The 25422-nt window shown below is 67.9% G+C and carries 26 protein-coding genes and 1 other RNA gene; 23 read left to right on the plus strand and 4 right to left on the minus strand.

Annotated features, from left to right (window positions below):
- Window positions 1–12 precede the first annotated feature (12 nt).
- The 5 genes from ACP7AZ_RS12265 (at window position 13) to ACP7AZ_RS12285 (ending at window position 3720) form a co-directional block, all read left to right on the plus strand.
- Entirely contained in the window at window positions 13–1545 is a 1533-nt protein-coding gene (locus ACP7AZ_RS12265; RefSeq protein ID WP_426038927.1) for a sensor histidine kinase, read from the plus strand.
- A 20-nt stretch (window positions 1546–1565) separates the two neighbouring features.
- Window positions 1566–1967: a response regulator gene (locus ACP7AZ_RS12270; protein WP_426038990.1), complete on the plus strand. Its 402-nt coding sequence runs from the start codon at window positions 1566–1568 to the stop codon at window positions 1965–1967.
- Window positions 1964–3004, plus strand: coding sequence for a sensor histidine kinase (locus tag ACP7AZ_RS12275; RefSeq protein WP_426038928.1), 1041 nt, complete (start codon window positions 1964–1966; stop codon window positions 3002–3004). The genes ACP7AZ_RS12270 and ACP7AZ_RS12275 overlap by 4 nt, the downstream gene beginning before the upstream one ends.
- On the plus strand, window positions 3001–3450 hold the full coding sequence (locus tag ACP7AZ_RS12280; RefSeq protein ID WP_426038929.1) for an NUDIX domain-containing protein: 450 nt from the start codon (window positions 3001–3003) through the stop codon (window positions 3448–3450). The genes ACP7AZ_RS12275 and ACP7AZ_RS12280 overlap by 4 nt, the downstream gene beginning before the upstream one ends.
- Before the next feature lie 90 nt (window positions 3451–3540).
- On the plus strand, window positions 3541–3720 hold the full coding sequence (locus ACP7AZ_RS12285) for a CsbD family protein (protein WP_426038930.1): 180 nt from the start codon (window positions 3541–3543) through the stop codon (window positions 3718–3720).
- A gap of 61 nt (window positions 3721–3781) precedes the next feature.
- On the opposite strand, the gene ACP7AZ_RS12290 is transcribed toward ACP7AZ_RS12285, so the two are convergent.
- The 3 genes from ACP7AZ_RS12290 to ACP7AZ_RS12300 all read right to left on the minus strand — a co-directional run bounded on the left by ACP7AZ_RS12290 (window position 3782) and on the right by ACP7AZ_RS12300 (window position 6091).
- A complete protein-coding gene (locus ACP7AZ_RS12290) occupies window positions 3782–4276 on the minus strand; it encodes a hypothetical protein (RefSeq protein WP_426038931.1) in 495 nt (164 codons plus the stop codon).
- Between the two features lie 81 nt (window positions 4277–4357).
- Entirely contained in the window at window positions 4358–5536 is a 1179-nt protein-coding gene (locus tag ACP7AZ_RS12295) for a vWA domain-containing protein (RefSeq protein ID WP_426038932.1), read from the minus strand.
- 21 nt (window positions 5537–5557) lie between these two features.
- Window positions 5558–6091, minus strand: a complete 534-nt coding sequence (locus ACP7AZ_RS12300; RefSeq protein WP_426038933.1) for a GNAT family N-acetyltransferase — start codon at window positions 6089–6091, stop codon at window positions 5558–5560.
- Window positions 6092–6168: 77 nt separating this feature from the next.
- Here ACP7AZ_RS12300 and ACP7AZ_RS12305 point away from each other — a divergent pair, with 77 nt between their 5' ends.
- From ACP7AZ_RS12305 to dxs, 6 genes are all read left to right on the plus strand, one after another.
- The gene (locus ACP7AZ_RS12305; RefSeq protein WP_426038934.1) at window positions 6169–7089 is read left to right on the plus strand and encodes a histone deacetylase family protein; all 921 of its coding nucleotides are present in this window, start codon (window positions 6169–6171) and stop codon (window positions 7087–7089) included.
- Between the two features lie 92 nt (window positions 7090–7181).
- On the plus strand, window positions 7182–7769 hold the full coding sequence (locus ACP7AZ_RS12310; protein WP_426038935.1) for a histidine phosphatase family protein: 588 nt from the start codon (window positions 7182–7184) through the stop codon (window positions 7767–7769).
- A 67-nt stretch (window positions 7770–7836) separates the two neighbouring features.
- Complete coding sequence (locus ACP7AZ_RS12315) at window positions 7837–8088, plus strand: exodeoxyribonuclease VII small subunit (protein ID WP_303696330.1); 252 nt, start codon at window positions 7837–7839, stop codon at window positions 8086–8088.
- Window positions 8088–8456, plus strand: a complete 369-nt coding sequence (locus ACP7AZ_RS12320) for a tRNA-binding protein (RefSeq protein WP_425991344.1) — start codon at window positions 8088–8090, stop codon at window positions 8454–8456. The genes ACP7AZ_RS12315 and ACP7AZ_RS12320 overlap by 1 nt, the downstream gene beginning before the upstream one ends.
- A gap of 53 nt (window positions 8457–8509) precedes the next feature.
- Window positions 8510–9382, plus strand: a complete 873-nt coding sequence (locus ACP7AZ_RS12325; RefSeq protein WP_303696368.1) for a polyprenyl synthetase family protein — start codon at window positions 8510–8512, stop codon at window positions 9380–9382.
- 15 nt (window positions 9383–9397) lie between these two features.
- Window positions 9398–11311, plus strand: a complete 1914-nt coding sequence (dxs, locus tag ACP7AZ_RS12330) for a 1-deoxy-D-xylulose-5-phosphate synthase (RefSeq protein WP_426038936.1) — start codon at window positions 9398–9400, stop codon at window positions 11309–11311.
- Between the two features lie 155 nt (window positions 11312–11466).
- On the opposite strand, the gene panD is transcribed toward dxs, so the two are convergent.
- Window positions 11467–11823 carry an aspartate 1-decarboxylase gene (gene panD / locus ACP7AZ_RS12335; protein ID WP_426038937.1) on the minus strand — a complete coding sequence of 119 codons (357 nt, stop codon included), beginning with the start codon at window positions 11821–11823 and terminating at the stop codon, window positions 11467–11469.
- Window positions 11824–12042: 219 nt separating this feature from the next.
- Here panD and sppA point away from each other — a divergent pair, with 219 nt between their 5' ends.
- From sppA to murD, 12 genes are all read left to right on the plus strand, one after another.
- Window positions 12043–13818: a signal peptide peptidase SppA gene (gene sppA / locus ACP7AZ_RS12340; RefSeq protein ID WP_426038938.1), complete on the plus strand. Its 1776-nt coding sequence runs from the start codon at window positions 12043–12045 to the stop codon at window positions 13816–13818.
- 227 nt (window positions 13819–14045) lie between these two features.
- Window positions 14046–14363, plus strand: coding sequence for a hypothetical protein (locus tag ACP7AZ_RS12345; RefSeq protein WP_426038939.1), 318 nt, complete (start codon window positions 14046–14048; stop codon window positions 14361–14363).
- Between the two features lie 16 nt (window positions 14364–14379).
- Window positions 14380–15141, plus strand: a complete 762-nt coding sequence (locus ACP7AZ_RS12350) for a peptidoglycan recognition protein family protein (RefSeq protein ID WP_426038940.1) — start codon at window positions 14380–14382, stop codon at window positions 15139–15141.
- 45 nt (window positions 15142–15186) lie between these two features.
- Window positions 15187–15562, plus strand: an RNA gene (gene rnpB / locus ACP7AZ_RS12355) — RNase P RNA component class A.
- A 401-nt stretch (window positions 15563–15963) separates the two neighbouring features.
- Window positions 15964–16431, plus strand: coding sequence for a division/cell wall cluster transcriptional repressor MraZ (locus tag ACP7AZ_RS12360; RefSeq protein ID WP_426038941.1), 468 nt, complete (start codon window positions 15964–15966; stop codon window positions 16429–16431).
- Entirely contained in the window at window positions 16428–17378 is a 951-nt protein-coding gene (gene rsmH / locus ACP7AZ_RS12365) for a 16S rRNA (cytosine(1402)-N(4))-methyltransferase RsmH (RefSeq protein ID WP_426038942.1), read from the plus strand. Before ACP7AZ_RS12360 ends, rsmH begins: the two co-directional genes overlap by 4 nt.
- Window positions 17375–17815 carry a cell division protein FtsL gene (ftsL, locus tag ACP7AZ_RS12370; RefSeq protein ID WP_426038943.1) on the plus strand — a complete coding sequence of 147 codons (441 nt, stop codon included), beginning with the start codon at window positions 17375–17377 and terminating at the stop codon, window positions 17813–17815. Before rsmH ends, ftsL begins: the two co-directional genes overlap by 4 nt.
- Window positions 17816–17898: 83 nt before the next feature.
- Window positions 17899–19551, plus strand: a complete 1653-nt coding sequence (locus tag ACP7AZ_RS12375; RefSeq protein WP_426038991.1) for a peptidoglycan D,D-transpeptidase FtsI family protein — start codon at window positions 17899–17901, stop codon at window positions 19549–19551.
- Entirely contained in the window at window positions 19548–21011 is a 1464-nt protein-coding gene (locus tag ACP7AZ_RS12380; protein WP_426038944.1) for a UDP-N-acetylmuramoyl-L-alanyl-D-glutamate--2,6-diaminopimelate ligase, read from the plus strand. Before ACP7AZ_RS12375 ends, ACP7AZ_RS12380 begins: the two co-directional genes overlap by 4 nt.
- 163 nt (window positions 21012–21174) lie before the next feature.
- Complete coding sequence (locus ACP7AZ_RS12385; protein WP_426038945.1) at window positions 21175–22605, plus strand: UDP-N-acetylmuramoyl-tripeptide--D-alanyl-D-alanine ligase; 1431 nt, start codon at window positions 21175–21177, stop codon at window positions 22603–22605.
- 37 nt (window positions 22606–22642) lie between these two features.
- On the plus strand, window positions 22643–23752 hold the full coding sequence (gene mraY / locus ACP7AZ_RS12390) for a phospho-N-acetylmuramoyl-pentapeptide-transferase (RefSeq protein ID WP_426038946.1): 1110 nt from the start codon (window positions 22643–22645) through the stop codon (window positions 23750–23752).
- A gap of 190 nt (window positions 23753–23942) precedes the next feature.
- Complete coding sequence (gene murD / locus ACP7AZ_RS12395; protein ID WP_426038947.1) at window positions 23943–25421, plus strand: UDP-N-acetylmuramoyl-L-alanine--D-glutamate ligase; 1479 nt, start codon at window positions 23943–23945, stop codon at window positions 25419–25421.
- Window position 25422 lies beyond the last annotated feature (1 nt).

The following is a 25422-nucleotide window of genomic DNA, read 5'->3' on the forward strand; positions in this document are numbered from 1 at the left end:
AGCTTGCGCTGTATGTCGTCGATCCTTCCCAAAACCCTCTCACAGTTCGGCCGGTTCCTGCGCGAGGGAACGCTCGGCCGATCGATCTCTCTGCTGCTGGCGGGCGCGATCGCCCTGCTGCTGCTGGTCAACCTCTCGACCTTCATCCTGATCCAGCGCACCGCGGCCTTCAACGAGCAGGTCGACGCGACATGGCAGCTGCGTCGCGCGGCGCGGACCGTCCTGCTGAACATCAAGGACGCTGAGGCAGCCCAGCGCGGTTATCTGCTCACTGGCCAGACCAGCTTCCTGCTGACCTACGACCAGAGCGCCGAGGCCGCGCCGCGGCTGCTCGAGCGGCTGACCGAGCTCGCCGGCAGCGACGAGGTCGGTCAGGCTTCGGTGGAGTCCCTGACGCGGCTGTCGCGCGACAAATTCCTGGACATGTCCAGCATCACCGACCTGTCGCGGCGGGGGCAGAGCGCCCAGGCGCTGGATCAGGTCCGCTCCGGTCGAGGCAAGACCTTGATGGAGCAGATGGACACCGAAATCTCCACCCTCGATTCTCAGCTCGGCGCCCGGCTGTCGGCCCAGCAGGCGAGGTCCGAGGGGTCCGCCGTCTTCACCATCATCGTCAACGCCCTTGCCGCCGTCCTGATTCTTGTCCTCGGCGGCATCGTCGCCATCCTGATTCGTCGATACCTGATGGACCTGGCGAGCGCGCGCGCCGATCTCGATCGCGTCAACGCGGGACTGGAGGATACGATCAAGGCCCGCACCGCCGCCCTGACCCGCGCCAACGAAGAGGTGCAGCGCTTCGCCTATATCGTCAGCCATGATCTGCGCTCGCCGCTCGTCAACGTCATGGGCTACACCGCCGAGCTGGAACAGGCCGGCAGGACCATCGACCTGCAGCTGACCAAGGTGGAGACCGTCGCGCCCGACCTGATCGAGAAGGACGCGATCGTCGCCGCGCGCGAGGACATGCCTGAGGCGATCGGCTTCATCCGCGCCTCAACCCAGAAGATGGACCGCTTGATCAACGCCATCCTGAAGCTGTCGCGCGACGGCCGGCGTGGTCTTGTCGCGGAAACGATCGACGTCGGCGAAATGGCCAAGGCCGCCGCCGACAGCATCCGCCATCAGTTGGAAGAGACCGGGACCGAGGTTATGATCGGCGAAATGGTCGCCTTCGAAAGCGACCGTCTGGCGATCGAGCAGATCATCGGCAACCTGATCGAGAACGCCGTCAAATACTCGCACGCGTCCCGCCCCAACCGCATTGAGGTCAGTGGCCGCGATCTGGCTGGCGGGTGGGTCGAGATCGCCATCGCGGACCAGGGGCGTGGCATCGCACCCAGGGACCACGAACGCATCTTCGAACTGTTCCGCCGCTCAGGCCGCCAGGACCGTTCGGGCGAAGGGCTGGGGCTGGCCTTTGTGCGGAACAGCGTTCGCCGTCTCGGCGGCGCCATCGACGTCGAATCCGCCCTCGGCGAAGGCTCGACATTCCGTCTGAAATTCCCCAAACGCCTGATCCTCGACGAGGCCGGAGACACCCAGTGAGCAACCCCGTAAAGATCGTCATGGTCGAGGACGACCATGGCCACGCCAAGCTGATCGAGAAGAATATTCGCCGGGCCAACATCTCCAACGAGATCGTCCATTTCGACCACGGTCAGCCGGCGCTGGACTATCTGTTCAGCGAGGACGTCCGCGCCAACGGCCCGATGCTGATCCTGCTGGACCTGAACCTGCCGGACATGCAGGGCACCAACATCCTGGCCGAGGTCAAAAAGGACGAGCGGCTGAAACGCGTCCCCGTCGTGGTGCTGACAACCACCGACGACAAGGTCGAGATCCAGCGTTGCTACGATCTGGGCTGCAACGTCTATATCACCAAGCCGGTGGACTATGAGAGCTTCGCCGGCGCCATCCGCCAGCTGGGCCTGTTCCTGTCCGTCATGCAGGCGCCCGAGATCGAATGACGACCGAAAGGCCGCCCATCCGGCTCCTCTACATCGACGACGACCGCGGCCTGTCGCGGCTCGTACAGAAGGAACTCGGCCGTCACGGGTATGAGGTCACCCTCGCCGCCGATGGAGACGCGGGCGTGGCGGCGCTGGATGCCGACGATTTCGATATCTGCGCGCTCGACCACTACATGCCCGGCCGAGACGGCCTCGACGTCCTGCCCGACATCCTGCATCGCCCCGCGCCCCCGCCCGTCGTCTATGTAACGGGGGCCCAGGAGGGCCGGATCGCCGTCGCCGCCCTGCGCGCCGGGGCCGCCGACTATGTCATCAAGGACGTGTCAGAGGACTTCACCGCCCTGCTGCGCTCGGCGCTCGAAGACGCCTTGCTGCGTCGCCGCCTCGAACGCGAGAACGAGGAGGCCCAGGAACAGGTCCGCATTGCCCGGGACCGCGCCGAGGCCATGCTGCGCGAGGTCAATCATCGCGTCGGCAATTCGCTCCAGCTCGTCTCGACCTTCATGTCGCTGCAACTGCGTCACATGGCCGACGAGGGCGCCCGCGATGCGCTCCGCGAAGCCCAGGCTCGCATCGAGGCCGTCGCCCATGTGCACCGCCGCCTTTACACCTCGGGCGACATGGAGACGGTGGACATGCAGGCCTATCTCGATGGTCTGGTCGGCGAGCTGACCAAGTCGCTGGGATCCGACGCCGCCTCGCCGAACATCACCCTTCAGGCGGAGCCCATGCGCGTCTCCACCGACCAGGCCGTGTCGCTGGGCGTCATCGTCACCGAACTGGTCACCAACGCAGTGAAATACGCCTATGCGGCCGGCGAGGCGGGCGAGATCCGAGTCAGCCTGGCGCCCGACCCTTCGGGCCGCGCCATCCTGACGGTCGAGGACGACGGCCCGGGCCTGGGCGACGGCAAGCCCAAGGGCACTGGCCTCGGCGGCAAGATCATCACCGCCATGGCCTCGGGCCTGCGTTCCGCCGTGGAGTTCGACGGCGCCCACAAGGGCGTCCGCGCCCGTCTGGCCTTCGACCTGTGAAGCCCTCCCTCCAGTTCGGCCGCGCCGACGACGGCGTCGACTATCTGTTCCGCCCCGCGACCTTCGGCCTGGTCTTTCATGACGAGAAGATCGCCTGCGTCCGCGTCACTCGCGACACCCCCTACTACGACCTGCCCGGCGGCGCGGTGGACGGCGTCGAGACCGAGGAACAGGCTCTGGTCCGCGAGTACGTCGAAGAGACCGGCATGAGCGTCCGCGCGATCGAGCGCATCGCCGAGGCCGGGCAGTTCTTCCGCAAGTCCGACGGCGAGGCGGTCAACAATGTCGGCGGCTTCTGGGTCGCCGCGATGATCGCGCTCGATCCATCGAGGAAGGTCGAGGACGACCACGAACTGGTCTGGCTGCATCCGCGCACGGCGCTGGCCGAACTGCGGCACGACGCACACGCCTGGGCCGTGGCCCGGTGGTTGAGGCGCAAGGCCTAAGCGTCGCCATACGGAACGGCGATGGCCTTTGCCCGCTCTCCAAGGTGAAGCGCCGCCGCCGGGGCGACGCCAGTACCAGGAGCTCCCCCCATGGCTGACAATGATCGCATCGAAGGCGCCGCAAAGAATATGGGCGGCAAGATCAAGGAAGGCGTCGGCAACGTGACCGGCGACGAGAAGCTGAAAGCCGAAGGCAAGGCCGAACAGGTCGAAGGCAAGGTCCAGAACACCATCGGCGGCATCAAGGACGCCATCAACGAAAAGCACTGACAGCCGTCAGAGTCGAAAACATGAAAGGCCGTCCCTCGGGGCGGCCTTTTTCTTTCCGGGCTCAGTCCTTGCCGAACAGCCGGAACGACAATCCACGGTCGCCCGCGTTCTCCGCCCGGCAATCGGTGATGAAGGCCACCGATCCGCCCTGACGCTGCGGACGGGGACGGCAGTCGGCAACAGGCGGCGTCACCGCCGCCGCCGCCTGTCGCTCAGGCGTACCGCACTGGACCGGATAGGCGCCGTCGTCGCCCGGCGTGGCCAGGCATGGCAACGGTTCGCCCGCAGGCCTCAATCCCGCCGGCAACCGGTCCCCCAGCGCCGCTGACAGCTCGGTCCGTACCCGCGCCTGACAGATGTCGAGCGGTTCGCGGCTCACCAGCGGACTGCACTGCGACCGTTCCCAGGCGAACGGATCGGCCAGCGCCCAGGCGGGTAGGGTTGTCGAGACGATGGCAGGTTCTGGTCCGGGATCGAGGTCCGGTACGGGCTCCTGCCAGCTCATCGCGCCTCCGGCCTGTTGCATCACCAGGGTCATGGCGAAAACGGTCAGCATCTTGGGCCCTCCTGAACAGCCGCGAGGTTCGCATGAAACGTGGGTTTGGACACCTCACGCCTGCGTGTCAGCGAACCCGTCCTAGCGCGTCAGCGCCCGCATGGCCCGGTCCAGACCGTCAAGCGTCAGCGGATACATCCTCTCGTTCATGACCTCGCTGAGCAGCTTCACTGACGCCGTATAGCTCCAGAACCTCTCGGCCACGGGGTTCAGCCACACTGACTTGTCCCATTGCAGCCGCGCGCGCCGCATCCAGACCGCGCCGGCCTCCTCGTTCCCGTGCTCGACCGAGCCGCCGGGCATGGTGACCTCATAGGGGCTCATGGTCGCGTCGCCGACGAAGATCGCCCGCCAGTCGCCGGGATATTTGTTCAGCAGGTCCCAGGTCGGGATCTTTTCGCCGTGGCGACGCCGGTTGTCCTTCCACACACCCTCGTAGAGGCAGTTGTGGAAGTAGAAGAACTCCAGGTTCTTGAACTCCGTCTTCGCCGCGCTGAACAGCTCCTCACAAAGCTTGATGTGCCCATCCATCGAACCGCCGACGTCGAGGAACAGCAACACCTTGATGGTGTTCCGCCGCTCCGGCCGCATGCGGATGTCGAGCCAGCCCTGGCGCGCGGTGCCGTCGATGGTGCCGTCGATATCCAGTTCCTCGGCCGCGCCTTCGCGTGCGAACCGGCGCAGGCGGCGCAGGGCGACCTTGATGTTGCGTGTCCCCAGTTCGACCGTGTCGTCCAGGTTCCTGTATTCGCGCTTCTCCCAAACCTTGACCGCGCGACCCTGTTTGGCCGGTCCGCCGATGCGCACGCCCTCGGGGTTGTAGCCGCCATGGCCGAACGGGCTGGTCCCGCCGGTGCCGATCCACTTGTTCCCGCCTTCGTGGCGCTTCTCCTGCTCCTCCATCCGCTGTTTCAGCGTTTCCAACAGCTTCTCGAAGCCGCCCAGCGCCTCGATCTCGGCCTTCTCCTCGTCGGTCAGAAATTTTTCGTTGAGCAGTTTCAGCCAGTCCTCGGGCACGTCCAGGCTGGGCTCGTCGCCCGCGCCGATGGTCTCGATGCCCTTGAACACCGTGCCGAACACCTGATCGAACCGGTCGTAGTGTTTCTCGTCCTTGACCAGCACCGCGCGTGACAGGTGGTAGAAGTCCTCGACCCGACCCCCGGCCACATCCTTGTCCATGGCCTCCATCAGATGGAGCCATTCCTTGGTGGAGACGGGGACTTTCGCCTGTCGCAGGGCGGTGAAGAAGGGGAGGAGCATTTCTGAAACCCTGGACCCAGGTCAGCCGCGCCGCAAGATGAACTCGTCGTCCCGCCAGGCGCCGACGGGGTACTGGTACTCGCCCGCCTTCGTGAATCCGTAGGCCTCGTAAAGCTTCTGGGCCTTCAGGTTCCCGTTCCAGACACCGATCCACAGAGGCCCGGTGCTGTTGGCCTCCATCCAGTCCAGCGACAGCTTGAGCAGTTGTGTCCCGAGACCCAGCCCCTGTGCCGGTTTGCCGACGTAGAGCCTTCTCAGTTCCATTTGGGTCGGCGCGCTCTCGGGGTGGGGCAGGGTGTTGGGCCCCGCATTGGCGAACGCCAGCAGGTCGCCGCCGCGCTCCGCCACCCACCAGGCCGCGTCCGGTTCGGCCAGTTTCTTGGTGGTGGCCTCGGCGCTGAAGCTGGCGTCAAGGAAGGCCGCCAGGTCGTCGGCGGGGTAGGGGATGGCGAACCCGTCTTCGGCCACGAAGGTGTCGATGAAAGTCTGGCGTCCCAGCGCGCCGAGCGCTGCGGCGTCTTCGGGGCGAGGGGGGCGGATCACGGCGTCTGTCATCCGGAGGGTTTCGCTTGGTCGACGCGATCGCTCAACATTTTATTCCGCGCATCCCGATGCGCTTGTAAGCTGACCCGATGTCCGTCGCCCTGTTCACCCACACCGACATGATCGCCCACGCCCCCGGCGCGGGTCACCCCGAACGGCCCGAGCGCCTCGCCGCCGTCCTCGCCGCCCTGGACGACGCCGACTTGAAGCTGGATCGCCGCGAGGCCACCGAGGCCGCCGTCGCTGATCTCGAGCGCATCCACCCCGCCGCCTACGTCGCCCGCATGATCGAGGCCTCGCCCGCGACCGGCCGGGCCCAGCTCGACGCCGACACCATCCTGTCGCCCGGCAGCGTCCGCGCCGCCCGTCTCGCCGCCGGCGCCGCCATCGACGCAGTTCGGGCCATCGTCGCCGGCCAGACCCGGCGCGCCTTCGCCGCCGTCCGCCCACCCGGCCACCATGCCGAACCGAACCAGGCCATGGGCTTCTGCCTCTTCTCCAACGTCGCTGTCGCCGCCCGTGTGGCTCAGTCTCTCGGCCTGGCCCGGGTCGCGGTCGTCGATTTCGATGTCCACCACGGCAACGGCACCCAGGCGGCGTTCGAGGCCGACCCGACCCTGTTCCTGGCCTCCATCCACCAGATGCCCCTCTATCCAGGCACCGGCGCGCCATCGGAGACGGGTGTCGGCAATATCGTCAACGCGCCGGTCGAGCCGCACGCCGCCCGCGAATCATGGCGCGCCACCTTCGCCGGGGGACTGATGTCAGCGCTCGACGCCTTTGCTCCGGATCTTGTGATCATCTCCGCCGGTTTCGACGCCCACCGGCGCGATCCGCTCGCTCACCAGAGCCTTGAGGCTGAAGATTTTGCCTGGGCGACCCGCGCGGTGCTGGAGGTCGCGCGGCGGCATTGCGGCGGCAAGGTTGTCTCTTCGCTGGAGGGCGGTTACGACCTCGAAGGACTGGGCCAATCGGCCCTCGCCCATGTGCGGGCCCTGGGGGAGGCGTAAGGAAGGTCCATGTCGGCACCCGGTTATCTTGGGCCGTCTTCCCTTTCATCCGCAGCATGACGTCAGACAGTGTCGAACAAGATGCCGGCCAGATGCTGAAGCCCTCGCGCCCCGGCTCGATCACCCTCGCCCGTCATGGCGAGCCCGCCCTGTCGCGAAAGTGCATGCTGACGTCCGACCAGTACCGCGACTGGTGGGCGAAGTATGAGCTCGGCGGCCTCCTGGCCGGCCAGACCCCCCCGCCAGAACTGCTGACCACAGCGGCCGGTGCCGGCGTCATCTTCGCCTCGACCCGCCAGCGCGCCCAGGAAACCGCGCTCGCGATCTCGGCGGGCCGCGAGATCACCTCGGACGTCATGTTCATCGAGGCGCCCCTGCCGCCGCCGCACTTCCCGTCGTGGTTCAAGCTGCCGCCGAAATACTGGGGCGCGGTAGCCCGCTTCTGGTGGCACGCCTTCGACCACCATGATGGACAGGAAACCCGGGCCCAGGCCGAGGTTCGGGCCGAACAGGCGGCGCAGCGGCTGATCGCCCGCTCCGAGGCTGGCGAGGACGTGCTGGTCCTCGCCCACGGGTATTTCAACCACATGGTCGGCGGACGACTGAAGGCTGACGGCTGGAAGCTGGTTCACAACCAGGGCTTCAAATACTGGTCCCAGCGTCGCTACGAGCGCGGCTGAAAGCCGTTTACCCTGCGAGGCCTGTTCCCCGTTGAAGCGAAAGCGGCTCGCCTCTAGGGTTGCTCCAATGTCAGACGCAGCGCCCTCCATTCCCGCCGATCTCAGCTTCGAGGACGCCCTGTCGCGTCTGGAGACTATCGTCTCACGCCTGGAGTCCGGCCAGGCTCCGCTGGAGGAATCGATCAGCTTATACGAGCAGGGCGCGAAGCTGAAGCAGCATTGCGAGGCCCGTCTGAAGGCTGCCCAGCTGCGGGTCGACAAGATCGTCGTCGGCGCGGACGGCTCCGCCAAGGGCGTCGAACCGGCCGAGTTCAGCTGATGACCACAGCCGTCGCCGCCAGTCCTGTCGCCGACCGCATCGCCTTCGACGACTTCATGAAGGTCGATATCCGCATCGGCGAAGTCCTCCGCGCCGAGCCGTTCCCCGAGGCGCGGAAGCCCGCCTACCGGCTGACCATCGACTTCGGACCCGACATCGGGGTGAAGCGCTCATCGGCCCAGATCACCCGCCACTACACCCTGGACCAGTTGACCGGTCGCAAGGTGGCGGCGGTGGTGAACTTCGTGCCGCGCCAGATCGGTCCCTTCATGTCCGAGGTCCTGACGCTCGGCTTCCCGGACGCGGACGGTGAGGTCGTGCTGGCCGGCGTCGATCGCGATGCGGTGATCGGCGGGAGGCTGTTTTGACCCAGCCGCCTCTCGCGAAACCCCACGCCGCCAACTCTCCGGAACAGTCGGTCATCGACCGTGTCGCCGAGGTCGCCGACCTCGTCACCGTGGCGCTGGACGAACTTCTGCCCCGCGCCGACGGGCCGGAGTCCCGCCTGACCGAGGCCATGCGCTATGCGGCGCTCGGGCCCGGCAAGCGGCTGCGTCCCTATTTTGCGATGGAGGCGGCCCGGCTGTTCGACATCGAGGAGCGTCCAGTGCTGCGCGCCGCCTGCGCCCTGGAATGCGTCCACGCCTATTCGCTGGTCCACGACGACCTGCCGGCGATGGACAACGACGACATGCGTCGTGGCCGGCCGACGCTGCACATCGCCTATGACGAGGCGACGGCCATTCTCGCTGGCGACGCGCTCCAGACCGCCGCCTTCGACATCATCCTGCACCCCGACACCCATGAGGACGCCGCCATCCGCTGCGCCCTCGCGGCCCGGCTGTCGCTGGCCTCCGGCGCACGCGGCATGGCGGGCGGCCAGATGATCGACCTGCTCGGAGTCCGCGACGACCTGGGCGGCGTCGCCCGGATGCAGCGGCTGAAGACCGGCGCCCTGTTCACCTACGCCTTTGAGATCCCGCTGATCATCGCCGGCGCGCGCGACAACCAGTGCCAGGCCCTGACCAGCTTCGCCCACGACATCGGCCTGGCGTATCAGATCGTCGACGACCTGCTGGACGTAGACGGCGACGAGGACATCCTGGGCAAGGCCGCCAATGGCAAGGACGCCGCCCAGGGCAAGACCAATTTCGTCACCCTGCTGGGCGTCGACGCGGCGCGACATCGCGTCGCGCACCTCGCCGATCAGGCCCGCAGCCACCTCGACGTGTTCGGTTCCGACGCCGAAAATCTCAAGGCGAGCGTGGACTTCGTGCTAAACCGTCGGTCTTGACGCGCGTTAGAGTTATTGATGTCTGACACCCCCCTGCTCGACAAGGTCCACACTCCCGCTGACATGCGCGGCTTCGACGCTGCGCAGTTGCGTCAGCTGGCAGACGAGCTGCGGGCCGAGACGATCGACGCGGTCTCCACGACCGGCGGTCACCTCGGCGCCGGCCTCGGCGTGGTCGAGCTGACCGTCGCCCTGCACCATGTGTTCGAGACGCCGAAGGACATCCTGATCTGGGACGTCGGTCACCAGTGCTATCCGCACAAGATCCTGACCGGCCGCCGCGACCGCATCCGCACCCTCCGCCAGCCCGGCGGCCTCAGCGGCTTTACCAAGCGCAGCGAGAGCGAATACGACCCGTTCGGTGCGGCCCACGCCTCCACCTCGATCAGCGCCGCCCTCGGCTTCTGCGCCGCCCGCGACCAGAAGGGCGAGAAGAACAAGGTCGTGGCCGTCATCGGCGACGGCTCCATGTCTGCAGGCATGGCCTACGAGGCGATGAACAACGCGGCCGAGACGACCGGCCAGTTGACCGTCATCCTCAACGACAACGACATGTCGATCGCCCCTCCGGTCGGCGGGATGAGCGCCTATCTCGCCAAACAGGTTTCTGGCGGCGCCTACAGGAACCTGCGCGAGTTCGGCAAGAAGGTCGCCGAACACATGCCACGCCCGTTCCGCAATGCGGCGCGCAAGGCCGAAGAATATGCGCGCGGCATGATTGTCGGCGGCACCTTCTTCGAGGAGCTCGGCTTCTACTACATCGGCCCGGTCGACGGGCACGACATGGACAACCTCGTTCCGATCCTGAAGAACGCCGCCGCCATCACTGACCGCCCGGTCCTGGTCCACGTCGTGACACAGAAGGGCAAGGGCTACGCCCCGGCCGAAAGCAGCGCCGACAAGCTGCATGCGGTGGTCAAGTTTGACGTGGTCTCGGGCAAGCAGAACAAGTCCGTGTCCAACGCTCCCAGCTACACCAAGGTGTTCGGCGCCGAACTGATCAAGCGAGCCGCACGCGATCCTGCGATCGTCGCCATCACTGCCGCCATGCCGTCGGGCACCGGCCTCGACCTGTTCGGCCAGGCCTTCCCGGACCGCACCTATGACGTCGGAATCGCCGAGCAGCATGCGGTCACCTTCGCCGCGGGCCTCGCCGCCGACGGGATGAAGCCGTTCTGCGCCATCTATTCGACCTTCCTTCAGCGCGGCTACGATCAGGTCGTCCACGACGTGGCGATCCAGAAGCTGCCGGTCCGTTTCGCCATGGACCGCGCCGGTCTGGTCGGCGCCGACGGCTGCACCCACGCGGGCAGTTTCGACATCGGCTATATGGGCGCGCTTCCGGGCATGGTGCTGATGGCCGCGGCGGACGAGGCCGACCTCGCCGCCATGATCGCGACAGCCTGCGAGATCGACGACCGTCCGTCCGCCTTCCGCTATCCGCGCGGCGACGGCGTCGGCGTGGAAATTCCCGAACTGTCCGCCCCGCTGGAGATCGGTCGCGGCCGGATCGTCCGCGAGGGCACAGCTGTCGCCATCCTGTCCTTCGGCACACGCCTGCAGGAATCGCTCAAGGCGGCCGACCTGCTGGCCACCCACGGCATTTCGGCCACCGTCGCCGACGCCCGCTTCGCCAAGCCCCTCGACCACGACCTGATCACCCGCCTGGCGCGCGAGCACGAGGCGCTGATCACGGTGGAGGAAGGGGCGATGGGCGGCTTCGGGGCCTTCGTGCTTCAGTATCTGGCCGGGGCGGGCGCCCTGGATGGGGGCCTTAAGATACGGACGTTGCACCTGCCCGACGTCTTCCAGGACCAGGACAGCCCGGCGGCGCAGTACGCCGCGGCGGGACTGGACGCGGAGCACATCGCGGCATCGGCGCTGAAGGCGCTGGGTGTGGCGACGGCCAGAGGCGCAGTGCGGGCGTAAAGGCTTATCCCTCCCACCTGGGGGAGGGTGGTCGGAGCGCAGCGAAGACCGGGTGGGGGCGGCAAGGCCCTCCGATCTGTCTCTGGATCGCCCGCCGTTCCCACCCCGTCGCTTCGCGACGACCCTCCCCGGCCGGGGAGGGAAATTTCGGCGCCTTAAGCCGCCGCCTTCACCACATTGCCCTCGTCCAGCAGCACGACGGTCGGCGACCACTGGCGCGCTTCTTCGGCAGGCAGTTGGCCATAGGTCACCACGATGATCTTGTCGTTCTTCTGCACCAGGCGCGCGGCGGCGCCGTTGACGCCGATGACCTTCGACCCGCGGGGGGCCTCGATCGCATAGGTCGTGAAGCGGGCGCCGTTGGTGATGTTCAGCACATCGACCTGCTCGTGCGGGAAGATGCCGGCGGCATCCAGCAGGTCGCCGTCAATGGCGATGGAGCCTTCGTAGTCGAGATCGGCCTGGGTCACCGTCGCGCGGTGCAGCTTGGCCTTCATCAGGGTGACCAGCATGGGAGGTGCGGTCCAGTCATGACGCGGGGCATAGGCCCCCGCTCGCAGGTCGCTGATATAGGGATTTCCCGGCCCGCCATCAATCGCAATGCTGCGATTGCGAACGGAGCTCCTCTGACGGATTCCCCCGTTGCACCACGTTCATTTGACCGCAACGCCGCGGTCCCTATGTTCAGGCTCAGGCCGACCTTGGCCGCCGGACCGGACGCTCCCTCGCCCATGAAACAATTCTTCCTGACGGTGCTTGGTGTCTTCACCGGCCTGATCCTGTTCCTCGTCGTTCTGCCGATCGTGCTGATCATCGCGGCTGCGGCCTCGTCGAGCGAGCCGGCCACGCCCGCCAACGCGGTCCTCGAGCTGGACCTGCGCGAAGGCCTCTCCGACCAGGTCTCGACCAATCCCTTCGCCGCCTTCGGGGGCTCGGGCCTGTCCGTCGTCGGCATTGTCGACACCCTGGCCCAGGCGGAAAAGGACACCCACGTCAAAGTTCTGCTGATCCGCTTGCCGGAAGCGGGCCTCGCTCCCGCCGCCGCCGACGAGATCCGTCAGGCCGTCCGTCGCTTCCGCGCTTCGGGCAAGCCTGTCATAGCCCACTCCCAGGGCTTCATGCCCGTCGGCACGGTAATCTCCAGCTATATGGTCGGCGCCGCCGCCTCCGAGCTGTGGATGCAGAACACCGCCAACTTCCAGGCGACGGGTTTTTCGGCCGACAGCATCTTCCTGGGGCGCGCCTTTGAACGCTACGGCGTCCGCGCCGAGTTCGAGCAGCGCTACGAGTACAAGAACGCCGTCAACGAGTTCACCCAGTCCGACTACACCGGCCCCCACCGCGAGGCGATGACAGCCTGGATGACATCGATTTACGACTCCGCCCTGGCCAACGCCGCCGTCGACCGCAAGGTCGAGGCGCCGGCGCTGAAGACCACGATCGAAGCCGGCCCCTATTCCGCAACCCAGGCGCTCCAGCTGAAGCTGATCGACAAGATCGGTCAGGTCGAGGAGGCCGAGGCCGAGGCCAGGCGTCGCGCGGGCAAGGGCGCCGACATCATCGAATTCTCCGACTACGCTTCGTCCCAGGGCGAGCGCATGGGCTCCGGCCGCGACGCCATCGCCATCGTTGGCGGTGAGGGCGCGATCGTGACCGGGACGGGCGGAAGCGGTGGCTTCGGCGGCGGATCCTCGATCCATTCCGACGTTACGGCCGAGGCTATCTACGAAGCCATCGAGGACCGGTCGGTGAAGGCCATCGTATTCCGCGTCTCCTCGCCTGGGGGCTCGCCGGAGGCCTCTGAACAGATCCTGGCCGCCGTCCGCGCGGCCAAGGCGGCGGGCAAGCCGGTCGTGGTCTCGATGGGCGACTATGCGGCCTCGGGAGGCTACTGGATTTCGTCGGAAGCGAACTGGATCGTGGCCCAGCCCTCGACCCTGACGGGTTCGATCGGCGTCTTCGGCGGCAAGTTCGTAGTGTCCGAGGCGCTCGGCCGCTTCGGCGTCGACCTGCGCGGCCTGTCGGTCGGCGGCGAATACTCCGACGCCTTCAGCCCCTCGTCTGGCTTCTCCGAATCGCAGCGTGCGGCCTTCTCCGCCTCGATGGACCGCACCTACGAGGAGTTCGTCCAGCGGGTTTCCACCGGCCGCCGCATCCCGATCGCCCGCGTGCGCGAAATCGCTCGCGGCCGCGTCTGGACGGGCGCCCAGGGCAAGACCCTGGGCCTCGTCGACCAACTGGGCGGCCTGACCGAGGCCATCGGCAAGGCGAGGGAATTGGCCGGGATTCCCGAGTCGCAGTCGGTCCGCTTCAAACGCTTCCCCACGCCCCAGTCGCCGTGGGAAGCGCTGTCGTCGGCCTTTGGCGTCCAGTCCGAAGCCGCCCGGACCCTCGTCGCCCTCGGCGGCGTCATGGCCGACCCGCGCGCACAGGCCGTCCTGTCGCGCGTCGAAACCGAGCGGATGCGTGGGCAGGGGGCCTCGGTCCTCGCGGACCAGCCTCTGTAAATCCTCCCCCATCGGGAGGGGGACCACGAAGTGGTGGAGGGGGCAAACCTCACGCGCAGGAGTCTGGGGCCAGCCCCCTCCATCTCTGCGCTTCGCTTCGAGCCCTCTCCCCCGTCAGGGTGCGGCGATTAACACTCGCCTGTGAAGCGGCCGGTCATTGACGGTTCGCCTCTGTGGACCGACATTGGTGTTCAGGCGTTCTGCGGGACGCTCGACAAGGAATAGAGATGACGCAGGATCCGTTCGCCACCCTCGGTTTTCAGAATCGCCGTCGGCCCCAGGGCCTGCTCGCGCCGATCATGTGGCTGTGCGGCCTGATCGCGACCGTGGCGGCTTTGACCGTAGGGGCGCTGCTGGCCGTCTTCACGGCCGCCGCTGTCGCCGTGATCGCCCTCTGCGCCAGTATCCTGATCTTTTTTGCCGGACTGGCCATGCGGGCCCGTCGTCGCGTGACCGTCCGCGCCCGCCGCAATGACGATGTGATCGAGGCTGAGAAGGTCGGCGAAACCTGGGTCGCCTACGGGGGGGAACGTCCCCATCGCTAAGCATCGGCGCTAGCCCATGCGAACCATCGCCGAGGCGCCGTCGCCCAATTTCGACCAGCGTCGCGGTCCGCCCGACATGGTCCTGCTCCACTACACCGGCATGCAGACCGCCGAGGCCGCCGTGGCGCGCCTGCGCGACCCCGAGGCCAGGGTCTCGGCCCACTACGTCGTCGATGAGGACGGGGCAGTCCTTCGCCTCGTGCCCGAGGAGCGCCGCGCCTGGCACGCCGGCAAGTCCTGGTGGAAGGGCGAGACCGACATCAACGCCGTCTCCATCGGCATCGAGATCGTCAATCAGGGCCATGAGTTTGGCTATCGCGATTTTCCAGATGCCCAGGTCGCCTCGGTCATCGAACTGATCGACCAGATCCGCACGCGCTGGGCCATCGAGGACGCCCGCATCCTCGGCCACTCCGACGTCGCGCCGGCCCGCAAACAGGATCCCGGCGAACGCTTCCCGTGGAAGACCCTCGCCGCTCATCGCCAGGGCCTGTGGTTCGAACCCGCCCCCGAGCGCATCGCCGCCCTTGGCCCGCCCCTGACGATCGGCGACGAAGGCCTCGGCGTCCACGTCCTGCAGGCCGGACTGCACCGCCTGGGCTACGAGCCTCTGCCAGACGGCAAATACACCGACGAGACCCGCATCACTGTCGAGGCCTTCCAACGCCACTGGCGTCCGTCGAAGGTCGACGGCATCGCCGACGGCGAGACCCGCGTGACGCTGATGGGCGTGCTGCAGCTGGCGACGGCCGAGAGTGTGACCGGCGTGCTGAACTGACGCCCGGCGTTGACCTTCGCGGCCTGAGCGCGCACTGAACCCCCGCCAGACGGCCGGGCGGTCGCGGCGGGACTTGCTCCCGTCGAGGAAAGTCCGGGCTCCACGGTGAAAAGGCGGCGGGTAATGCCCGCCCGGGGCGACCCGAGGGACAGCGCCACAGAAAGCAAACCTCCTGCGTTTCGGCGCGGGTAAGGGTGAAAGGGTGGGGTAAGAGCCCACCGCGTTGCTGGTAACAGCGACGGCATGGCAAGCCCCGCCTGGAGCAAGACCGAATAGGGACGTCGCGCGACTTCGGTCGCAGGGTTCACCGCCCGAGGCGTCCGGGTAGGTCGCGAGAACCGTCCAGCGATGGGCGGTCCAGAGGAATGATCGTCACCGCTTTCGGGCGGAACAGAACCCGGCTTACAGGCCGTCTGGCATTTTGATCCCTGTTGGGGGCTACCGGTCGCGACGCGGTCGCTCGCTGCTTTGGCCCGATGAGGGCAGTCTCATCCCTGTCCGCCGCTTGGCGGATGGGGAGGTGGCGCGGCGCATCTTCGTGCCGTGACGGAGGGGTTCTGGCCTCGTCCCATTAACCCCTGGGACCAAACCACGGCACACAATCCCCAGCCTGTTAATACTTGTCATGTTCTATGTATGTTCTGATTTGTGCTGTCGCGATCCTGCAACATCGGCAACTTGGTTAAATACCGTCAACCATTCCCATTGAGACCCAGTTCATCCCATGCTATCCCATAACAACTATGCGGGGATTGGCGGCGCCGGCGATTCAGGCGCGGGGATGAACTCAGGGGCGGGCCGACAGGCTCGATTGGGACGGGCGTGTTTCTCGGAACCAGTGAGAAGCAGCTGGATGGCAAGCGCCGTCTCCTGATCCCGCAGGAGTTCCGCACCTCCGAAAACGGCGCCGACCTGGGCGTCTTCTGCTTCTTCTCGGTCGAGTCAGACTGCCTCGAGGCCGGCGGCGACAAGCTGATGGCCGAGTACGTCGCCATGATCGAGGCCCTGCCGTTCGGCGATGACTGGCGCACAGCCCTGGAAGAGACCGTCTACGGCGGCCAGAAACAGCTCGCCTTTGACGGCGGCGGCCGCATTACCCTGCCGGAAAGCCTGTGCCAGGAAGCGGGCCTCGGCGAGGATGTGGTCATCGTCGGTCTCGGCCCCCGCTTCCAGATCTGGGATCGCGCCCGCTGGAACGCCCGCAAGGACGAGCGCCGCGAGCTGGCGAGGAAGGCCATGCGCGAACGTGGCGAGGTCGCTCGCCGCCGCATGCCGGGCAACGACACGTGACCGGCCCGCACGCCCCCGTCCTGCTGGATGAAGTCATCGAGGCCCTGGCCCCGAAGTCGGGCGATGTGATCATCGATGCGACCTTCGGCGCCGGCGGCTACACCCGCGCGATCCTCGCCACCGGCGCCCGGGTCATCGCTCTGGACCGCGACCCGACGGTCCAGCGTCACGCCGACGCCGTCGCCAACGACTTCCCCGGCAAATTCCAGCTGATCCGCTCTGCCTTCTCGGGCCTCGCCGACGCCTTTGCTGAAACCGGTGAGACGAAGCTCGATGGGGCCGTCTTCGACATCGGCGTCTCCTCGATGCAGCTGGACGAGGCCGAGCGCGGCTTTTCCTTCATGCGTGACGGCCCGCTGGACATGCGGATGTCGAGCGAGGGCGAGAGCGCCGCCGACATCGTCAACGGCTGGGACCACGGCCCCCTGGCCCACATCCTCAAACAATATGGCGACGAGCGTCAGTCCGGCCGTATCGCCACCGCCATCCTGCGCCGCCGTGTGACCGTGCCCTTCGCCCGCACTCTTGATCTCGCCGACGTCGTCGAGAAGGCGCTGGGCGGCCGTCGCGGCGCCCCGACCCATCCGGCGACCCGCACCTTCCAGGCCCTGCGCATCGCCGTCAACGATGAGCTGGGCGAGCTGATCAAGGGGCTGGAGGCCGCCGAACGCACCCTGTCGCCGGGCGGGCGTCTGGCCGTCGTGACCTTCCATTCGCTGGAAGACCGGATCGTGAAGGCCTTCCTGACCGAGCGCAGCGGCAATGCGCCCGGCGGATCGCGTCACGCCCCGGTCGCCATCGAGACCCGCAAGCCCAGCTTCACGCTCCAGTTCAAAGGCGCGCGCGAGGCGGGCCAGGCCGAACTGGCCGCCAATCCGCGCTCGCGCTCGGCCAAGCTGCGCGCCGCCGTCCGGACCGAGGCTCCGGCCTGGAAGGCGGCTGCATGAACCGCAATCCAGTCCAGCGCCTGTTCGACTGGAAGATCCGCGGCATCCGCTGGATCGAGATCGTCGGCGTCATGTGCGTCGCCGCCATGGTCTTCTCGGTCTATGTCGCCAAGGCCGCCGCCGCCCGCGAAAGCGCCGCCATTGGCCAGCTGGAACGCCAGATCGCCGAGAACTCCCAGCGTGTCCGCCTTCTCCGCGCCGAGGCTGCGCGGCTGGAACAGCCTGGCCGTCTGGAGACCCTGTCACGCGGCGCCGCCCTGGCTCCGGTCAAGGCCGAGCGGCAGGTCGAAGAGAATGCCCTGCCAACCCTGAAGCCGGTCCACGTCCCGGTCGTCGCGCCCGTACCGGCCGCTCCCGCTCCGGCCGTCGCCGGACCCGCCGGGGACGCGCCGGCCCCCCCCGCTGACGCCGCCACCGTCGCGGAGGCTGGCCGATGACGGTTCAGGATCCCCGCGCCTACCGTCCGGCTCCCGGCGCCAGCCGCCCTCTGACCTCGACCGTCTCGCCCTGGCTGCGCTGGATGGGCGAGGCGGTCTGGTTTATCGAACACGCCTTCGAACGCGCGCGCGCCGACGCCCGGCCAGAGGAGGACACCCGCGTCCGCATCTTCCTGATCCGCATGGTCTTCGTCGCGGTGTTCAGTCTGCTGGCACTGGGCGCTGCCCGCGCGGCCTTGCTGGCGCCCAGGGGCGGGTCCGGCGCCGCCCACGTCGCGGGCGCCCTGCAGCGTGCGGACCTGACCGACCGCAACGGGGCCCTGCTAGCCACCAACATCACCCACTACGGCCTCTACATCGATCCGTCCGAGGTCTGGGACAAGGACGCCGCCTTCCGCCAGATCCGCCGCGCCCTGCCGGGGATCTCGGCGACCCGCCTGCGCCGCGTCCTGGCCGGCGACCGTCGCCTGATCGCCCAGCCCGGCCTGACCCCGGCCGAGCGCCAGGCGGTGCATGCCCTGGCCCTGGGAGGTCTCTCGTTCGAGCCCGAGGATCGCCGCGTCTATCCATTGAACAGCTCCGCCGCTCACCTGATCGGCGCCGCCGATACCGGCGGTCAGGGCGTCTCCGGCGCCGAACTGGCCTTCAATGATGCCATCCGCCAGGCGGGCGTGGCGGGCGCGGATTTCGCCCTGTCCATCGACCTTCGCGTTCAGGGCGTGCTCGAGAACGAGCTGGCGGCCACCGCTGAGGAAGCCTGCGCCAAGGGCGCGGTCGGGGTCGTCGCCGACGCCCGGACCGGCGAGATCCTCGGCATGGCCAGCTGGCCGACCTACGACGCCAACCGCCGGGGCCAGGCCTCCGACGACGCCGCCCTGAACCGCGTCACCTCGGCCCACTACGAGATGGGATCGGTGTTCAAGACCTTCACCGTCGCCACCGCCATCGACACAGGCCTGGCCGATCTCGACACCATGATCGACGCGTCCCAGGCCTATATGATCGGCAACCGCCGCATCTCGGACTTCCACGCGACCAACAAGATCCTGTCGCTGGAGGAGGTCTATCTGCACTCCTCCAACATCGGCACCTCGCGCCTGGCCGTCGAAATGGGCGCCGACACGATGCGCTCCTATTTCACCAAACTGGGCCTGCTCGACGCTGCCCCGATCGAGCTGCGCGAGAGCGCCCGTCCACGCCGTCCGCAGGACTGGAGCGATACGACCCGCGCCTCCATGTCGTTCGGCTACGGCATCATGATCACCCCGCTGCAGATGACGGCGGCTACGGTCGCCCTGGTCAATGGCGGGATTTATCGTCCGCTATCGCTGCGCCGCGGCGGCGCGGGTTCGGAAGGCCATCGCGTGGTCAGCGTCGAGACCTCCGCCGCCATCCGTCAGTTGATGCGCGCCAACGTCCTGCGCGGTTCGGGCGGTCAGGCCGACGCGACGGGGCTGCGCGTCGGCGGCAAGACCGGCTCGGCCAACAAGCTGGTCAACGGCCGCTATGACGCCAGCCACGGCGTCGGCTCGTTCGCCGCCGTCTTCCCGGCCGACGGCCCGGAGGATGCGCAGCGCTACGTCATCTTCGTCCTGATCGACGAGCCCAGCCAGGGGTCGCGCCTTGGCGGGGCTATTGCCGCCCCCGTCGTCGGTCGGGTGGCAGACCGCATCGCCGGCTTCCTCGGCCTCCAGCGCCGCATCGATCCGCCCGTCGCGGCCGAGGTTGCTCGATGAGCGCCGTTCGCCTCTCCGACCTGTTGCGCCGCGACGTCGCGACCGACCCGATGATCACGGGCGTGACGGCCGATAGCCGCAAGGTAGCGCCCGGCTCCCTGTTCGTGGCCTTGCCGGGCAGCGCCGCCGACGGCCGCGCCTTCATCCCCCAAGCCCTGTCGCAAGGCGCGGCCGCCGTCCTCGCACCCCAGGACACGCCGGAGGGCATGGCGCCCCTGCTGGTCCGTTCCGGTGACGTCCGCCGCGCCTATGCGCTCGCGGCACGCGGCTTCTATGGCGCTCAACCCGCCACCTGCGTCGCTGTCACCGGCACCAACGGCAAGACCTCGGTCGCCGCCTTCTGCCGTCAGATCTGGGCCGCCCTTGGCATCAAGGCTGCCAGCATGGGCACCCTGGGCGTCGTCGCCCAGGTCGGTGCGACCACCGAGATCCTGACCCCGCCCGGCCTGACCAGCCCGGACGCCGGCGACGCCGCCCGCCTTCTGGCCACCCTGGCCGAGGGCGGCGTGACCCACCTGGCGCTCGAAGCCTCGTCCCACGGCATCGACCAGCGCCGCCTCGACGGCGTGACGCTGAACGCCGCCGCCTTCACCAACCTGACCCAGGACCACCTCGACTATCACGGCGACATGGAGGCCTATCGCGCCGCCAAGATGCGCCTGTTCGAGACCCTGCTGCCGCGCGGCCGCACTGCCGTCCTGAACGCCGATTCCGATGCCTACAACGCCTTCGCCGCCGCCTCGATCATGTCCGGCCTCGGTGTCATGGGTGTCGGCGAGCGGGGCAGGGACCTGTCGCTGATCGAACGTCGCGCCGTGCCAGAGGGCCAGCGCCTGATCCTCGACGTGCGCGGCGACCGCCACGACGTCCTGCTGCCGCTGGCCGGCGCCTTCCAGGCCTCCAACGCCCTGGTCGCGGCTGGCCTGTGCATCGCCGCCGGCGAGGATGCCGCTAGAGTGTTGCACGCCCTTGAAAAGATCACCGGCGCGGCTGGCCGGCTGCAGCGCGTCTCGGGCGGGCCGGCTAGCGTGAGAGGGGGCGAGGCCTACGTCGACTACGCCCACACGCCCGACGGACTCGAGACCGTGCTCAAGGCGCTTCGTCCCCACGCGACCGGCCGCCTGATCGTCGTCTTCGGCGCCGGGGGCGACCGCGATAAGGGCAAGCGTCCCCTGATGGGCGAGATCGCCGGTCGCCTCGCCGACGTCGCCATCGTCACCGACGACAATCCCCGGTCCGAGGACCCCGCCGTCATCCGGGCCGAGGTCCGCGCGGGTTGCCCTGACGCAATGGAGATCGGCGACCGCCGCGCCGCCATCCGCGAGGCCACGGCCATGATGGGCGACGGAGATGTGGTCGTCGTCGCCGGAAAAGGGCATGAACAGGGTCAGATCGTGGGCGGGACGACTCATCCCTTCGACGACGCCACCGAACTCGCCGAGGCCCTGAAACACACCTAGTTCCGCTCATCCCCGCGAAAGCGGGGTCCCAGTTCTTAAGTGTGGCGCGGTGTTTGGGCTTTACGGTGGTGCGGTCTCGGTGTCAGTCATCGCCCAAAGGACTGGGTCCCCGCTTTCGCAGGGATGAGCGGAAAGAAAAACTCTTGTTGGCGCCTACCTGCGAATGAGTTCTCACCCTGACACGATCCCGCCTCTCTGGACGGCGACCGACATCGCAACGGCCACCGGCGGGCGGCTCGAAGGCGGAGATTTCGCCGCCAACGGCCTGACCTATAACAGCCGCGAGATCGGGCAGGGCGAGCTGTTCCTCGCGCTGAAGGGCGCACGCGACGGCCACGCCTTCGCCGCCTCGGCCTTCGCCGCCGGAGCCTCGGGCGCGCTCGTCGAACACCCGGTCGATGGCGGTCCCTGCATCGTCGTACCCGACACTCTGCACGCGCTCGAGGCCCTGGGCGCCGCCGCCCGCGACCGCGCTCCTCATGTCCGTCGCGGCGCCGTCACCGGCAGCGTCGGCAAGACCAGCGTGACCCAGGCGATCAAGGCCGGCCTCGATCTGGCTGGTCCGGCCCACGCCTCGATCAAGAGCTACAATAACCACATCGGCGTGCCCCTGACGCTCGCCCGCATGCACCCCTCGGTCGAACGCGCCGTGTTCGAGATGGGCATGAACGCGCCCGGCGAGATCGCGCCCCTGGCCCGAATGGTCCAGCCGCATGCCGCTTGCGTCACCACCGTCGGCCCGGTCCACATCGAGGCCTTCGCCGACGGCGAAGCCGGGGTTGCCCGCGAAAAGGCCGCCATCTTCCAGGGCCTAGGCCCAGGCGGTCTGGCGGTCATCAACGGTGACAACGTCTGGGAGCCGATGCTGCGTCAGGCGGCGCTGCATGTCGGCGCCCGGGTGGCTGCGTTCGGCTCCGAGCCCGCCCACGACGCCCGCCTGATCGACTTCACCCCCAATCCCCTCGGCGCCGTCGTCACCGCCGAAATCTACGGCCGCAGCCACGTCTTCCCGCTGAAACAGTCGGGCTTCCACTGGGGCCTCAACAGCCTGGCGGTCATCCTGATGCTCGACGCGCTTGATGTGCCGGTCGAGACGGCGCTCGCCGCCCTGGCTGATTTCGAACCGCTGAAGGGCCGGGGCGAGACCCGCACAGTCCGCATCCCCGGCGGCGGCTTCACCCTGATCGACGAGAGCTACAACGCCAATCCGCTGTCGATGACGGCCGGTTTCCGCTCGCTGGGCGCCAAGCCCATAGCGCAGGGCGGCCGTCGCATCGTGGTCCTGACCGACATGCTGGAACTCGGCGACCAGTCCGAAGCGCTTCACGCCGGCCTTGCCGCCCCGATCGATCAGGCGGGCCTCGATATCGTCCATGCCGCAGGGTCGGAGATGCGCCACCTCTATGACGCCCTGCCGCCCGCCCGTCGCGGCGTGTGGGCCGAAAGCGCCGCCGATCTCGCGGCCCAGGCCGCCGATCTGGTCGGGCCGACCGACATCGTCATGGTCAAAGGCTCGAACGGGTCGAAAGCGTCGCTTGTCGCGGCGGCGCTGGCGCGGCTAGACACATCCACAGGGGAGGCGCCCCTCCAGTAGGGTAGCGCCGCGCGCGACCCGACAGGGGCCAAAAACAATGTTCTATCTGCTTTATCTCTACTACGCCGACGTCGCGAACGAGTATCCGCTGCTGAACCTGGTTCAGTACCAGACCGTGCGCGTCGCCCTGGCCATGGCCACGGCCATGATCGTCGCGGTGGCGATGGGCAGCCGGTTCATCTCCTTCATGCGGGTCAAACAGGGCAAGGGTCAGCCGATCCGCGCCGACGGGCCGGTTTCGCACCTTTCCAAGGTCGGCACGCCCACGATGGGCGGACTGATGATCCTTGCGGGCATCGCCATCGCCGTCTTCCTGTGGGGCGACCTGACCAACCCCTATATCTGGATCGTCTCCGGCGTGACGGCGGCCTTCGGCGTGCTGGGCTTCGTCGACGACTACGCCAAGGTGACGAAACAGACCTCGGCCGGCCTGACCTCGAAACAGAAGCTGCTGGCCCAGGTCGTCGTCTCGGTGATCGCGGGCGTCTGCGTCGTCCTGTGGATGTGGCGCTCGCCCACCTCGCCGGGTCTCGAGACCTCGATCGCCTTCCCATTCTTCAAGGACGTGCTGCTCAACGTCGGCTGGTTCTACGTCGCCTTCGCCGCTTTCACGATGGTCGGCTTCTCCAATGCGGTGAACCTGACCGACGGCCTCGACGGCCTCGCGATCGTGCCGGTGATGATGTCGGCGGCGGCCTTCGGGATCATCTCCTACCTCGTCGGCAACTTCATCTTCTCGGAGTATCTGGGCGTCCACCACGTGCCGGGCTCGGGCGAGCTGGCCATCTTCTGCGCCGCCATCATCGGCGGCGGCGTGGGCTTCCTCTGGTACAACGCCCCGCCGGCCAAGATCTTCATGGGCGACACGGGGTCCCTGGCCCTGGGCGGCGCGCTCGGCTCGATCGCCGTCGCCACCAAGCACGAGCTGGTCCTGGGCATCGTCGGCGGCCTGTTCGTCATCGAGGCCGCCTCGGTCATGATCCAGGTCGCCTATTTCAAGGCTACCAAGAAGCGGATCTTCCTTATGGCCCCGATCCACCACCATTTCGAGAAGATGGGCTGGCCGGAATCGACCGTCGTCATCCGCTTCTGGATCGTCGCCGCCATGCTGGCGCTGGTGGGGCTCAGCACGCTGAAACTCCGGTGAGGGCGCGCATTGCTGCTCCCTCTCCCGTTTGGAGAGGGCTTGAGGCTCGGAGAGCGCAGCGCTCCGCAAGCCGAAAGGGTGAGGGGCGGATGGTGCGAATGAGGCGAGGTCGAACCCTCACCCTTTCGCGCAAGTCCGATCGCCTGCGGCTCTCGGGCGCTCAAGCCCTCTCCCACCGGGAGAGGGAAGCATGACCCCGGTTCCCGGCTTCGAAGGCCGTCGCGTCGCGGTGTTCGGCCTCGGCCGCTCGGGCATCACCGCCGCCCGCGCCCTCAAGGCCGGCGGCGCAGAGCCCATCCTGTGGGACGACGGCGTCTCCGGCCGCATGCAGGCCGAGGCCGAAGGGTTCGAGGTCGAGGACCTGACTGCTGCGGACTGGTCAGACTTCGCGGCCCTCGTCCTGTCGCCCGGCGCGCCCCTGACCCACCCGAAGCCTCACTGGACCGTCGACAAGGCGAAAGCCGCCGGCATCCCCGTCATCGGCGACATCGAACTGTTCGCCCGCGCGCTCGCCGCCACCCCGGCCTCCCTGCGGCCGAAGGTGATCGCCATCACCGGCACCAACGGCAAGTCCACCACCACCGCCCTGATCGGCTGGGTGCTCAAGCAGGCAGGCATGAAGATCGCCGTCGGCGGCAATATCGGCATCGGCGTCCTGGCCCTGCCGCCTCCCGCCGAGGTCCAGGCCTATGTCATCGAGGTCTCCAGCTACCAGCTCGACCTGACCACTTCCTTCGCCCCCGACGTCGCCATCCTGACCAACATCAGCCCCGACCACCTCGACCGCCACGGCGGTATGGAGGGCTATGTCGCGGCCAAGACCCGGCTGTTCCAGGTCATGTCGTCCGACAAAGTCGCCCTGATCGGCGTCGACGACGACTGGGGCTGGAAGACCGTCAACGCCCTCAACGACCGCCGCCTGCGGGTCTCGACCATCACCACCCGCACTCCGCCCGAGTTCATCGACCCGACCGGCGCAGTCCCCGTCGCCGACCTCGCCGCCCGCCTGCCCGATCAGGTCGCCGCCTTTGACGCGGGCCGGTTCATCATCGTCGATGCGACCAACGGCAAGCTCGTCGCCGACGGCGTCGCCATCGCCGACCTCGCCCCCGCCCGCTCGCTGCCCGGCCGCCATAATGCCCAGAACGCCGCCTTCGCCTATGCCGCCGCTCGCGCCATCGGCGTGTCGCACGACACCGCCGTCGAAGGCCTGATGACCTTCCCCGGCCTCGCCCATCGGATGGAGACGGTCGGCCATCTCTGTGCCGTGCGCTTCGTCAACGACTCCAAGGCTACCAACGCCGACGCCGCCCGTCAGGCCCTGATGTCCTATCCGAGCTCCTTCTGGATCGCCGGCGGGCGAGCCAAGGATGGCGGCATCGCCGAACTGGCCGACCTCTTCCCGCGCGTGGCCAAGGCCTATCTGATCGGCGAAGCGGCGAAGGATTTCGCATCGACCCTCGGCGACACGCCCCACGTCATCGCCAGGGATATGGCCGCGGCTGTCGCCCTCGCGTCCGAGGACGCCGCGAGAGCCGGCGGCGACCCCGTCGTCCTCCTCAGCCCAGCCTGCGCCAGCTTCGACCAGTTCCCCGACTTCGAGGCGCGCGGAGAAGCGTTCCGGGCCGCCGTTCTTAACCTCGGAGCTACCCCTTCCGTTCATGGTTGAG

Origin of the sequence: Brevundimonas sp. DC300-4 (assembly GCF_049897365.1) — a bacterium.
Lineage (GTDB): Bacteria > Pseudomonadota > Alphaproteobacteria > Caulobacterales > Caulobacteraceae > Brevundimonas.